The organism is Klebsiella sp. 18074 (genome assembly GCF_902705905.1).
GTDB lineage: Bacteria > Pseudomonadota > Gammaproteobacteria > Enterobacterales > Enterobacteriaceae > Klebsiella > Klebsiella terrigena.
Genome location: NZ_CACSIS010000027.1, coordinates 54164 through 67360 on the forward strand (window position 1 = coordinate 54164; position 13197 = coordinate 67360).

At 55.6% G+C, this 13197-nt stretch carries 11 protein-coding genes; 9 read left to right on the plus strand and 2 right to left on the minus strand.

Going from position 1 to position 13197, the window contains the following annotated elements:
* Nucleotides 1-226: 226 nt before the first annotated feature.
* From ptsP to tal, 5 genes are all read left to right on the plus strand, one after another.
* Complete coding sequence (gene ptsP, locus GVK32_RS22380; protein WP_159872446.1) at nucleotides 227-2737, plus strand: phosphoenolpyruvate--protein phosphotransferase; 2511 nt, start codon at nucleotides 227-229, stop codon at nucleotides 2735-2737.
* A gap of 61 nt (nucleotides 2738-2798) precedes the next feature.
* Nucleotides 2799-3119, plus strand: coding sequence for a PTS fructose transporter subunit IIB (locus tag GVK32_RS22385; RefSeq protein ID WP_095102188.1), 321 nt, complete (start codon nucleotides 2799-2801; stop codon nucleotides 3117-3119).
* A 170-nt stretch (nucleotides 3120-3289) separates the two neighbouring features.
* The gene (locus GVK32_RS22390; RefSeq protein ID WP_159872448.1) at nucleotides 3290-4393 is read left to right on the plus strand and encodes a PTS fructose transporter subunit IIC; all 1104 of its coding nucleotides are present in this window, start codon (nucleotides 3290-3292) and stop codon (nucleotides 4391-4393) included.
* Between the two features lie 9 nt (nucleotides 4394-4402).
* Nucleotides 4403-5656: a class II D-tagatose-bisphosphate aldolase non-catalytic subunit gene (locus GVK32_RS22395; protein ID WP_159872450.1), complete on the plus strand. Its 1254-nt coding sequence runs from the start codon at nucleotides 4403-4405 to the stop codon at nucleotides 5654-5656.
* Between the two features lie 97 nt (nucleotides 5657-5753).
* The gene (tal, locus tag GVK32_RS22400) at nucleotides 5754-6704 is read left to right on the plus strand and encodes a transaldolase (protein WP_159872452.1); all 951 of its coding nucleotides are present in this window, start codon (nucleotides 5754-5756) and stop codon (nucleotides 6702-6704) included.
* A gap of 93 nt (nucleotides 6705-6797) precedes the next feature.
* Here the strand turns inward: tal and GVK32_RS22405 are convergent, their stop codons facing one another.
* The gene (locus GVK32_RS22405; RefSeq protein ID WP_159872454.1) at nucleotides 6798-7616 is read right to left on the minus strand and encodes a phytanoyl-CoA dioxygenase family protein; all 819 of its coding nucleotides are present in this window, start codon (nucleotides 7614-7616) and stop codon (nucleotides 6798-6800) included.
* 158 nt (nucleotides 7617-7774) lie between these two features.
* Nucleotides 7775-8689: a LysR family transcriptional regulator gene (locus GVK32_RS22410; protein ID WP_159872456.1), complete on the minus strand. Its 915-nt coding sequence runs from the start codon at nucleotides 8687-8689 to the stop codon at nucleotides 7775-7777.
* A 499-nt stretch (nucleotides 8690-9188) separates the two neighbouring features.
* Between GVK32_RS22410 and GVK32_RS22415 the strand changes: the two genes are divergently transcribed.
* Genes GVK32_RS22415 through GVK32_RS22430 form a run of 4 tightly spaced genes read left to right on the plus strand, consistent with a single transcriptional unit; the run spans nucleotide 9189 to nucleotide 13187 of the window.
* Nucleotides 9189-10709: an amino acid ABC transporter permease/ATP-binding protein gene (locus GVK32_RS22415; RefSeq protein ID WP_159872458.1), complete on the plus strand. Its 1521-nt coding sequence runs from the start codon at nucleotides 9189-9191 to the stop codon at nucleotides 10707-10709.
* Between the two features lie 26 nt (nucleotides 10710-10735).
* The gene (locus GVK32_RS22420; RefSeq protein WP_159872460.1) at nucleotides 10736-11608 is read left to right on the plus strand and encodes a phytanoyl-CoA dioxygenase family protein; all 873 of its coding nucleotides are present in this window, start codon (nucleotides 10736-10738) and stop codon (nucleotides 11606-11608) included.
* Between the two features lie 24 nt (nucleotides 11609-11632).
* Nucleotides 11633-12451 (plus strand): ABC transporter substrate-binding protein, encoded by an 819-nt coding sequence (locus GVK32_RS22425; protein WP_159872462.1) that lies wholly within the window; start codon nucleotides 11633-11635, stop codon nucleotides 12449-12451.
* Between the two features lie 4 nt (nucleotides 12452-12455).
* Nucleotides 12456-13187 carry a class II aldolase and adducin N-terminal domain-containing protein gene (locus GVK32_RS22430; protein WP_159872464.1) on the plus strand — a complete coding sequence of 244 codons (732 nt, stop codon included), beginning with the start codon at nucleotides 12456-12458 and terminating at the stop codon, nucleotides 13185-13187.
* The last annotated feature ends 10 nt before the right edge of the window (nucleotides 13188-13197 follow it).

The window sequence follows — 13197 nt, forward strand, 5'->3', positions numbered from 1 at the left end:
AGATTACCCATCAGCCAGAGTGTGATAACTATCACAAGACATATCACCACTTAATTTCATGACTGCGATCACATAATCGCAATCATGTTATTTAATTAGAGCAAAGGTAACTTTTTTACTATTCAAAGCAGAGCAATAACGATGAAGGATATAGAACAAGAAACGCAGGCACTAACGTCTGCCCAGAAAATTAACTCGCTTTGTTTAAAGATTCTCGGGAGTGATCATGTCACAGGTAATAAATTATCAATGTGAGCTGAAGGACGGCATTCATGCCAGACCGGCGGGGCATATCGAACGGCTGTGTAATACCTTTCAATCTGCGGTAAGCTGGAAAAATATGCGCAGCGGGATTGCCGCCAATGGTAAAAGCGCCCTCGCCATTGTCGCTACTGATACATTATTCAATGACACCTGCGAAATTACGCTCATCGGTCAAGATGCGCCTGCTGCTGCGCAACGGCTCGGCGCGCTGCTGAAAAAGCTGCCCTCATTCGAAGTCAGCCAGGCGGAAGAAGCTCCGGCATCCACGGGCTATCTCCCGCGCTCGCTGCGGGAAACCCAGCCCAGGTTTATTCAAGGTTCACGCATTAGCGGCGGTGTCGCCATTGCCAAACCGCTGCGCATTCAGAGCCTGTCATTAGACGAAATGCTGGCGCGGAATCCCGCCGAAATATATGACAAAGAGTCCCAGCAGCGTATTTTCCTGGCAGGTTTAGAAATGCTGCAGCATGACAAACAGGCGGCCCTGGAAATAACTCAAGGCGTTGAGCATGAGATCCTCCAGGCACATTTATCAATCATTACCGACGTAACCTTTCAAAGCCATATTTCCAGCGCAATAGCTGACGGTGAAAATGCCTGGAATGCGGTCATTAAAACCGCCATCGAATTCAGCGAAATACTTAACCGCTCGTCCAGTAAATACATAAAAGAGAGGACCCTTGATGTCCTCGATATTACCGGGCAGTTGCTCACGGCCATTTATGGTGCGGGCGTGTTGCCGCCAAACCGGCTCGAGTTAAGCGAACCGTCAATTATTCTGGCCAATAGCCTGACGCCGAGTCAGTTTCTCGCCATAAATAAATCGTTCCTCGCCGGGATGGTGCTATCTGTCACCGGGAAAACCTCGCATACCGCAATATTGGCGCGTTCCCTGGGGATCCCAACGCTGACGGATATCGATTTTTCAGCCCTCGAGCTGAATGCGGGAAGTGACATCATTATCGACGGTAATCCGGGTATTTTGATTACCGCTGCGGATGAAAAGGTACTGCGCTATTACCGCCATGAAATCGCCGTCCAGCGGACCATGCAACAGCAGATGCTGGCTAACGTTCATCTGCCGGCGACGACCAGCGATAACCATCGCATTGAGATAGCCGCCAATATCGCCAGCCTGGCGGAAGCCGAAACCGCGTTTAGCAACGGTGCTGAAGGTATCGGCCTGTTCCGTACCGAAATGTCGTTTATGGATCGGGAAACGCCGCCGAACTATCACGAGCTGACGGAGCTTTACAGCCGGGTGATGCGGCTTGCTGACGGTAAGCCGGTGATATTCCGCACCTTCGATATCGGCGGCGACAAGCCCGTCGACTATATGTGCATCGGTGAAGAGGATAATCCGTTTCTTGGCTTCCGGGCGGTACGCGCCTACCCGCGCTATCGAGAGCTTTTCGCCATGCAGCTGAAGGCCATTCTTACCGCCTCCGCGCTGGGTGAAGCCAAAATCATGATCCCGATGATCGCTAACGTCGATGAAGTTATCTGGTGTCGCGAAGTGCTGAATGAGGTGCAGAACGCGATGCGCGCTGAGGGACTGGGGTTCAACGATAATATTTCGCTCGGCGTGATGCTGGAAGTGCCCTCTGTCATCTTCGCCATCAGCGAAATAGCGGAATACGCCGATTTCTTTAGCGTCGGCAGCAACGATCTGACCCAGTACTTTTTTGCCGCGGACCGTGGCAATACCCAGGTCGAGGCGGTGTATGACAATTATGCCCCGGCATTTCTGCGCGCCATGCAGTTCGCCGCCGATGAAGTTCATCGTGCGGGCAAGTGGATTGGCATCTGCGGCGAACTGGGGGCCAGCAAAGACTTTCTCCCGCTGTTTGCAGGCATGGGCTTCGACGAGCTCAGCATGAGCGGTACCGCCATTCCCGGCGTGAAACATGCGCTACGGGAGTTGGATTTCGCCAAATGCCAAAGGCTGGCGCAGGAGAGCGTGACCTTAAAACGCTCCGCCGCGGTCAAAGCCCTGCTTCGCTCACCGGATGTGAAAGCGGTCAGCACAATGCCGATCTTCGCCCCGGAGTTTATTCTCTTTGACCTGCAGGCCAGCGATAAAAACGAAGTCATTAAAAAGATGACCGACAATCTCTGGCTGCACCATCGTAGCGATAACCGCGATCGATTAGCCGATGATATCTGGACCCGCGAGGACTCATTTTCCACCGCCGTAGGCTATGGTTTCGCCATTCCGCACACGCGCTCAAACCATATCCGCCACTCCACCATCAGTATGGCGACGCTTGATACCCCCATTATGTGGGGCGATCAGCAGGTCGAAACCGTATTTATGCTGACGGTGAGCCAATCCGCCGATCCTAACGAACACATGAAATATTTCTCTACGCTTGCCCGAAAGCTAATGAAAGAGGATTTCCGCAATGAAATAAAACAGGCCGAAGACGTCACCGTACTCTACAACCTGATGGCAACAACATTAGCCATATGAAATCAGGATTTATTAAGCCACGTTTTAACTTACAGCCAAATATCAAACTCAGGAGTTTTTCATGAAAATTGTCGGAGTCGCAGCGTGCATTACCGGAGTCGCCCACACCTATATGGCTCAGGAGGCGATTGAGCAAGAGTGTAAAAAAAGAGGCTATGACGTAAAGGTCGAAACTCAGGGCGGTATGGGGATTGAAAATGAGCTCAGCGAAGACGAAATTGCCGAAGCCGATGTGGTTATTCTGGCAATTGCCATCGGCATCGAGGGCGTCGAGCGTTTTGAGGAAAAAGAGGATGCCGGGCGGGTTATTTCACTTAACCCAGCCGAGGTTGTTCGCGATCCGGTTGCGATCATTGATAAAGCCGAAAAATTAGCAAAATAAATCAAACATCATATTCCTGAGTTATTTCGACACGCGGAATATGGTGAATAAAAACGTTAATTAATTTTCAGTGAACCCTGCGTTTGTATTCCGTGGCGCAAGCGCCCGGGACGACTACGTCCGTATATCGTGGTTATCCAATAAAAGTACAGGGTGTCTGGAGGATAAAAATGTCGGATAAAATGAAAGCCATTAAGGATGATTTAGTCAAAGCGTTCAGCACCGGCGTCTCATATATGATGCCGGTGGTGGTGGTCGGCGGGATTTGTCTGGCGCTGTCCCTGATTGGCGGCGAGCCGGTTGCCGGCAAAGGCATGGTGGTAACCAATCCCTTCTTATTAAACCTTGGCGCTATCGGTAGCGCGGGCCTCGGGATGATGATCCCGGTGCTGGCGGCGTATATCTCCTACTCTCTCGCCGGTAAACCGGGGCTCACGCCTGGTTTAATCACCGGTTTTATGGCCAGCACTCCGCTCGGCGCGGACCACGTAGTCACCGGTTTTCTCGGCGCCATGCTGCTCGGGATCCTCAGTGGCTACGTCGCAAAATGGGTTAAAACCTGGAAAGTCGGCAAAGCGCTCATGCCGGTTATGCCGATACTGATTATCCCTATCGTCTCCAGCTGTATCGTCGGCATGCTCTATCTGTACGTGCTGATTGGGCCTATCGGTATCGCCATGAAATGGCTGGTATCGATGCTCTCTAATATGCAGGGCAGCAGCGGCGTGGTGCTCGGCCTGATTCTCGGCGCCATGGCTGCCTTTGATATGGGCGGACCGGTCAATAAAACCGCCACCGCATTTACCCTCGCGTTAATGGCCGAAGGTATTTATGGCCCGAACGGCGCTTACCGTATTGCCTGTGCTATTCCCCCACTGGGCATTGCTCTCTCAACGTTTATTTCTCAGCGCAAATGGGCTGAGGATGAAAGAAGAATGGGGACCTCCGCCGCCTTTATGGGATTAATTGGCATTACCGAAGGGGCAATTCCTTTCGCGGTTAAAAACCTTAAAACAGTTCTGCCATCGATTATTATCGGCAGCGCCGTCGGCGCCGGTCTGGCAATGATTCATGGCGTCGAGTCCATGGTGCCCCATGGTGGGTTAATTGCCATCGCCGGCGTCAATAAAGCCCCGCTGTGGTACGTCATTGATATGGCCATCGGCGTGGTTGTCACCGCTCTCTGCCTGCATATTTTGCGTCCCAATATTAGCGAACCGGCAAAGAAAGAGTCCGCTAAAAAAACAATCACTACTGATATGAATAAAGTCTGAGGAGTTATTATGAAAAACACCATGAAACAGTACGTCGATTATATTGTCAACGGCGGGAAATCCACCATGTTGGGTATTGGCCCAATGTCACCGGCGTTAATTCAGGCATGCTTTGAACTGGGCAAAGAAAAAGATCTGCCACTGATGTTTATCGCCAGCCGTAACCAGGTCGATGCCGATGAATTTGGTGCCGGTTACGTCAACAACTGGGATCAGTTCCGCTTTGCCGCCGACCTGAAAGCCATGGCGGAAAAAGTTGGCTTTGATGGCGACTATTTCCTCTGTCGCGACCACGGCGGTCCGTGGCAGCGCGATAAAGAGCGTAAAGACCATATTCAGGAAGACGAAGCGATGAAGCTGGCCCGCCGCTCTTATCAGATTGATATGGATGCCGGTTTTGATCTGCTGCATATCGACCCGACCAAAGACCCGTATGTTGTCGGCAAAGTGATTGATATTGAACTGGTCCTCAGCCGTACCGTTGAACTGATTCGCTTCTGTGAAGAGTACCGCAAGGCTAATAGCCTGAAAGAGTTCTTCTATGAAGTCGGCACTGAAGAGACCAACGGTGGCCTGACTGACGTCAACGCCTATGAAGGTTTTATTATCGAGCTCAATAAGCGCCTGGCCGCCGAAGCGCTGCCGCAGCCGCTGTTTATTGTCGGCCAGACCGGTACCCTGACCCGCCTGACTAAAAATGTCGGCCATTTCAACGACAAGCAGTCCGCCGAGCTCTCAGCGATCAGCACCCGTCACGGCGTGGGTTTGAAAGAGCATAACGGCGACTATCTACCGGATGAGATCCTGCTCAAACATCCGGGGCTGGGGATCACGGCGATGAACGTCGCTCCGGCTTACGGCACCATCGAAACCCGCGCGTATCTGAAGCTCGCGGAAGTGGAAAAAGATCTGGCGGCGAAAGGCTTTATCAAGTCGGCCTCTGATTTGAAAACCGTATTGACCCGCGAGTGCGTACTCAGCCACAAATGGGAAAAGTGGATGACCGATGAGCATAAAAATAAATCCGAAGAGCAAATCTTCAGTGAGCCCGAATTGCTGAAAGAGATTCTCGAACTCAGCGGTCATTATAATTATGAAAAACCGGCGGTGGTTAAAGAGATCCGGACCCTGTTTGCCAATCTGCAATCGTTTGGCGTGGAGCCTGAACGTTACGTGGTCAATAAAATTAAAGATATGATCCAGAACGAAGCCGAGTGCTTCAATATGCCCGGCCTGACCACCCGCGTCGCGCAGGCGAAATAACCGTTCAGCCAGCTTAACGCCATGCATCAATAACAAGGAGAGGGCCAGGGTCCCTCCTTGTTATGTCAGTAATCGGATTAAAAAACAGGTAATGGTTATGAATCAGCTTGAACAACTGAAGCAGCGGACAACGATTGTTGCCGACAGTGGGGATATCGATAGCATCATGGCTTATCAGCCCGAGGATGCAACCACAAATCCGTCGCTTATCTACAAAGCGGCACAGCTCGCACAGTATCAGAAACTGGTGAAAGATGCCGCTGCGGCGGTAAAGTCTCGCCAGGCCGGAAAAACGGTTCGCCCTTCCGACATCGCCGACTATCTCGCGGTCAGCATCGGCGCACTGATCCTGAAAAGCGTGCCCGGGCGTATTTCAACCGAAGTGGATGCCCGCCTCTCTTTTGACACTGACGCCAGCATCAATAAAGCGCGCGATATCATTGCCCTGTACCAGGAGAAAGGCGTCGGCAAAGATCGCGTACTGATTAAGCTAGCCGCCACCTGGCAAGGGATCCGCGCCGCCGAAACGCTGGAAAAAGAGGGGATTCAGTGCAACCTGACGCTGCTTTTCTCCTTTGCCCAGGCCAGAGCGTGCGCCGACGCGGGCGTTTTCCTGATTTCTCCCTTTGTTGGCCGTATCTACGACTGGTATAAGCACAACCATCCGGACACCCTGTTCACTGTCGATAACGACCCGGGCGTTGAGTCGGTACAAAAAATCTATCGTTTCTACAAACAGCACGGATACCGGACGGTGGTGATGGGCGCCAGCTTCCGCACGCCGGAACAGGTACTGGCGCTTAACGGCTGCGACCGCCTGACCGTCTCTCCGGCGCTGCTGGCGCAATTACAGCAAAATGAGGGGCCAGTACCCGCGCCGCTGGCGTATGAAGGTCAGGCTCAGCCCAAACCCGCGGCGATGAGTGAAGCGGAGTTCTACTGGGCGCATCACCAGGATCCGATGGCAGTTGAGAAGCTCGCCGAAGGTATTCGTCTGTTTGCCGCCGATCAAAACAGTCTTGAGACTTTACTCAGTCAGTATATTTAATCGCCGAACGCCGTCAGGCAAAACAATGCTCCCCGCCGCGAGCGCCCGGTCATTGCGACAGCCGGCATCCCGGCTCTGGCAGGGGAGCCTCCGTTACCCCCGCGGCCAGACCTGCGGGAACAGCGGTGAAACCAGCGCGTCGCCATCCTGCAGCGTCAGCTCCGGGAACGGCGGCGAGGTCACGCCCCCGCGGTCAACAAAGGTGGCGTCGTCGCCCACCCAGCGGGCGGAAAAGACCCGTCGCGCCCGCGCCGTGGCGTTACCTCTGGCGCCGTGCAGCGTCCGGTAGTGAAAGGCGACCGCATCGCCCGGCTCCAGCGCCCAGCTGACGATATCGTACTCATCCTGGTGGGCGTCAATGTCCGGCAGCTCCTTAAAGCGACCGTGCTGGTAGAGCTTCGAGCCGTTGAAGCGGGTCGGGCTGAACTCCTCCCCCCACAGGTGGGAGCCGCGGATGCAGCGCAGCGAAATCTCCTGCGCAACCGGGTCCAGCGGGATCCAAAAGCTGACGTTCTGCCGCCCCTCAACGCAGTAGTAGGGCTGATCGTGATGCCAGGGGGTGACCGTGCTGCCGCCGGCGGGCTTGACCAGGGTGTGCTCGTGGAAAAATTTCGCCGTGGTCGATTGCATCAGAGCGGCGGCAATTTCCGCCGCCGGCGACTGCCTGACAAACTGCTCAAAATCGGCGATCCGTGACCAGTTGCAGTAGTCCTGGAAAAAGGGCGCTGAGCCGTCCTTCGGCACCACCGTTCTGGCGTGCCCGTACTCGCTGGGGTTGGCCATCAGTTCCGCCACGCCGTTCGCCAGGCCGTCGATCCACGCAGTGAACGCGCCCTTCAGTAACACCACTCCATCCGTCTGGTAGGTATCGATCGTCTGCCGGTCGATCTGCGGATAACGCTGATTGTGCATAGCTAACCATCCTGTGCTGGATAAATGATTGGGTTGATGACGCCGGGCGTCAGCGGACTCAGGTTATTTAGCCAGCGTCGAATGGTAAATTATTATAAAACGATACTCGTAATAGAAATTTATGAGTCTCAGAATCCTTCCGCGTTATGAGCCCCCGGCTAAACCAGCGCCGGAGTTAACTCAATGCTGCGACAATAGTCCATAAAAAGCTGCGTTGGCCGGGTGGGTTCATTATTAGCGAGGTGCGCCATAATTAAGGTGGAAGCCGGCATCCGATCTTCAATCTCCAGCTGGACCAGCCGCTCGCCGTCGTAGGTCATATCGCAAAGCGGTCGGGTCACTAATACCGAGAAACCCAGCCCCTGCCCGACCATACAGCGCACCATCTCAATTGACGGCGAGCTGTAGGCCACCTGCGGGTGGTAGCCCTTCTCTTTAAAAATGGTAATAAAATAGTTTTTACTCGGCACCGCATCGAGCAAAATCATCGGCTCCTGGCTTAACTCCTGCAGCGTAACGCTCTTTTTTTGCGCCAGCGGATGGCTGGCCGGTAATAACGCATAGGGGTTATGCGGGGCATTAAGCGTCTCTTTACTGATCGAGTGGCCTAATTCCAGATCGTAGACCAGGGCTAAATCAAAACGCCCGCGATGCAGACCGTGCATTAATTCGTGCTGCTCACCGTCGTAGAGCTGGAGGGTTATTTCGGGATACATCTTTTTAAATCCGGCCACCAGCTTTGGCATATACAGCGGGGCGACGGATTCAAAGCAGCCCACCGAAATAGTGCCGGAAACCAGCTCTTTATCGGCGCGAGAGTTTTGCTCAAACTCCCAGGAGAGGCGCAGCAGCTCCTTGGCTTTCTCGTAGAAGCGGCGCCCGCAGGGGGTGAGCGAAACGCCCTGCGCGTGGTGGCGAATGAACAGCTGCTGCTCGAAGGTGCTCTCAAGGTTTTTTATCGCAATCGAGATCGACGGCTGGGCAATATGTAGCTGTCGGGAGGCTTCGGCGATGCTTTCGGTCTCCACAACGGTAACGAAGTATTTAAGTTGTTTGAGCGTGAATCGCGTCATAGCCTTACCCTTTATGAAATATTGTCACTCGCAGAAACGGCATAGTTTCCTGATAGGCCAATTGCAAGCATCGTGCCACACCCCGGCTAAGAGATGCATTCCCGTGGGGACGAATGAATTATTTATCTCGCTAAATGCGCTGAAATAATAAAACTCCAGTCCCGCTGGATTAATTGCACCAGGATGAACCAGACTGCACCAAATAAATCCTCAGCGCGCCCCATTGTGGCACAACACTCAATTTACCGGCCGATTCCGTTGACCAATAACAGCAATTGTTTTTTTAATGTTTAGTTCTTGTTTCGCACTCATTGCTTTAAATTTATTGAAATTAATCTGGCTATATAGTTTTTTTAAACTTAAAGACCAAAAATTTACTAATTGCCTGATGGCGAAGAGTACCAGCATAGTGTAATTGCCCGATAAATAGTGACGATGCCCCATTTTAGAACATCGGCATCGTCTTCATGTCCGTTAATTATGGCGAGTGAAATAGCCCATGATGTTTAACTGGAACTACATGTTAAGTCTGCTCAGCGACGCAGATTTTTGGCAGGCCACCTGGACCGTCATTAAACTGAGTCTGCTGACCTGGGGTTGCAGTATTGTGCTGGGCTTTATTCTCGCCCTCGCCAAGCAGTCGCCGCGCAGGCTCTTTAACGTCCCCGCCCGGCTCTATATCTGGCTGTTTCGCAGCCTGCCGCTGCTGGTGCTGCTGATCTTCGTTTATAACCTGCCGCAGGCGGTGCCGTCATTTGCGGTGGTGCTCAACGACCCCTTCTGGGCCGGCCTGCTGGCGATGGTGCTCAGTGAAGCGGCCTACGTCGCCGAGATCCATCGCGGCGGCCTGCTCTCCATCGCCAAAGGCCAGAGCGAAGCCGCGCGAGCCTTAGGGCTGCGCTATGGCGGCACGCAGTGGCGGGTGATTATTCCCCAGGCGCTGCGGGTGGCGCTGCCGGCGCTGGCCAATGAGTATATTGCGATCGTTAAGCTCAGCTCGCTGGTTTCCGTTATCTCCCTGACCGAGATTTTGATGGTCGGCCAGCGCCTCTATTCGCAAAACTTTTTGGTGATGGAGACCATGGCGGCGGTGGCGTTCTACTACGTGCTGATCGTCACCGTGTTTGACTTCCTGCTGAAGCGCCTGGAGACCTGGCTCGACGTCACCCAGCGTAAAACCAACCGCCCGGTCGACGCCGACATGCTGGCGCTAGCCACCGCCGCTCGCCCGGCCGTTGCCCGCAGCGTGGTCGATAGCCGCCAGCCGGCGCTGCAGGCCTCAAAGCTGCATAAAGCCTACAACAACGTGGAGGTACTGGGCGCCGTCAGCCTGCAGGTCCAGCCCGGGGAAGTGGTGTCGGTTATCGGCCCCTCCGGCTCCGGCAAAACCACGCTGATTCGCCTGCTCAACGGCCTGGAGCAGATCGACAACGGCGAGATCCGCATCAACGGCCAGCCCTTTATCCACCTCGACCGCCAGGGCGTGCAGAAGCCGCGCTTTATGGAGAACGCCGAGCACCGGCTGAATATTGGCATGGTCTTTCAGAGCTTCAACCTCTTCCCGCACCTGACCGTGTTCGGCAACCTGCTGCTGGCTCCGCGCTATCACCGCCTGGCGGCGGAGGCGGAGCTCAGGCAGCGCGCCTGCGAGCTGCTGTATAAGGTCGGCATGCTCGACCACGCGTGGAAGTACCCGCACCAGCTTTCCGGCGGCCAGCAGCAGCGAGTGGCTATCGCCCGCGCCCTGATGATGCGCCCGCAAATCATGCTCTTCGATGAGCCGACCTCGGCGCTGGACCCGGAAAAGGTCAACGAAGTGCTTCAGGTTATCGAATCGCTGGCCGATGAGGGGATCACCATGGTTATCGTGACCCACGAAATGAATTTTGCTTTCAAAGTTTCTGACCGAATTGTCTTTATGGAAAAAGGGCGCGTGGTTTGCGACGACACGCCCCAGGCGATGCGCGACGGCAACCACCCGCGCGTTGACGCCTTCCTCAAAGACGTCTCTTTGGCTTAACCGCTCCGTTTGTGAAAGGAAAAAATATGATCGCGCAGTGGCAAATCGAACAGTTTCATCAGCAGGGTTTTCTGGTGGTTGAGGCGGTGCTTTCTCCCACAGAGATCGCCGGGCTTCAGCAGGATTTTGACGGTTGGGTAGACGAAAGCCGTCATCACGGCGACGCCTGGGGAGAGACCGAGGACGGCCGCCCGCGCTTCGACCTTGAAAGCGACCATCGCCCCGACCACCCGTCGCTGCGCCGCGTCAGCTCGCCGACGGAGATCTCCGCCGCCTACCGGCGCGCGGCGCTGGATTCGCGGATGGCGGCGATTGCCGCGCAGCTTATCGGCGGCAGCGGCACCCGCTTTCATCACAGCAAAATTAACTCCAAGCTGCCGCATACCGCCACCCAGGTGAAATGGCACCAGGATTTTCTCTTCACGCCACACAGCAACGACGACATCATCACCGCCCTGCTGATGGTCAGCGACGTGACGCCGGAGAACGGCCCGCTGAACGTGGTGCCGGGAAGCCATAAGGGGCCGCTGTGGTCGCACTGGCAGGCGTCGCGGTTTACCGGCGCGGTGGATGACGAGGTGGTGGCGACCCACTGCCAGCAGCCCGAGGCCTGCTTTGGCCCGTCCGGCTCGGTGTGCTTTATGCATACCCGGCTGCTCCACGCCTCCAACCCCAATGAAACCAACCTGCCGCGTACCCTGTTTATCAGCGTTTATGCCGCCGAAGACGCCCTGCCGTACGGCGACAACCCGCTGCCCAGCGCCCACGCCGGACAGCTGGTCGCCGGCGCAGAGAGCGGGCTGGTACGCAGCGCCGCCAATCATGTTCGTCTGCCGCAGAAGCCGCGCGGCGCCTCGTTTTTCGTACAGCAGGCCGGAAACGACCCTGCCAGCATGTGATTGCCCCCCACTTTGGAGATCTCTATGAAACATTTAAATACCCTGCTCCTCTGCACCGTCGGCACCCTGAGCGCGGCTAGCGCCCAGGCGGCCTTTCAGCAGCCGGGAAAAATCATTGCCGGTTCGGATATGACCTTTTTCCCCTACGAGTATATTGAGAACAATAAGCCCACCGGCTTTGATATCGAGTTTCTCGCCGGGATTGCCAAAACTATGGGCCGCGAGGCGGTCAACCTCGATACCCGCTTCCCAAATCTGATCCCCGGTCTGCAGGGCGGACGCTTTGATATCACCAACTCGTCGATGTATATCACCGCCGAACGGCTGAAGGTGATTGATATGGTTCCGTACCTGAAAAGCGGCGAGTCAATCCTCGCCCTCAAGGGCGCCAGCTATCAGCCGAAGACGCCGGAGGAGTTTTGCGGCCATAAGATTGGCTCGATGGGCGCCACCTCGTGGCTGGCGCAGCTGCAAAAGCTCTCCGCCGACTACTGCGTGAAAAAAGGGCTGCCGCCGATTGCGCTTAGCGAATACGCCACCGACCCGCAGACCACCCAGGCGCTGCTGTCGCGGGCGGTGGAGGCGCAGATCACCGATGCGGCGGTGGCGCGCGGCGTAGTCGACAAGCTTGGCGACCGCATCGTCATCTCCTCCACGACGCTAATCTACCCGGTACTCAACGGCTTTGGGGTGAAAAAAGGCAACAGCGAAGTGAAGACCGCCCTCGAGGAGGGGCTGAAGAAGTTTAGCGCCACGCCGGAGTACGCCGCCCTGCTGAAAAAGTATAACTTCCAGCCGCCGACCGCGGCGGACCTCAACGACCTGATGCCAAAAGTGGAATAACGCCGTGGCCTACTCTTTTGAAGAACAAACGCGTATCGATCTGGCGGCGACGCTGCGCATTGTTGCCCACCTCGGCATGCACGAGGCGGTCGCCAACCACTTTAGCGCCGCCCTGTCGCCGGATGGCAAAACGTTTCTGCTCAACCCGAAGTGGCGCCACTTCTCGCGCATTCGCGCCAGCGATCTGCTGCTGCTGAACGCCGATGATGAAGATAACGCCCACCGCGCGGACGTTGACGCCACGGCGTGGGCTATCCACGGGCAGATTCACCAGCGGCTGCCGCAGGCCCGGGCGGTGCTGCATCTGCATCCGGTTTACGCCACCAGCGTCGCCTGCCTTGAGGATCCGCAGATCCTGCCTGTCGACCAGAACACCGCGCGCTACTTTCAGCGCGTGGCGGTCGATACGCTGTACGGCGGGATGGCGGATACCGTCGCCGAGGGGGCGCGGCTGGCGGGGCTGCTGGCGGATAAACGCCGCCTGCTGATGGGCAATCACGGGGTGCTGGTGACCGCCGGCTCCATCGGCGAGGCGTTTGACGATATCTGGACCCTCGAGCGCGCCTGCCAGATTCTGGTCACCGCCTGGTCAACCGGCCGGCCGCTGAAGGTGCTGTCCGATGAGGTGGCGGAGAAAACCGCCGCCGACTGGGAAAAAATCAGCGACTTTTCCCGTCAGCATTTTGAGGAGATGAAACAGCTGATGATCGACGCCGATCCTTCGCTGCTTGACTAAACTGCCCCAG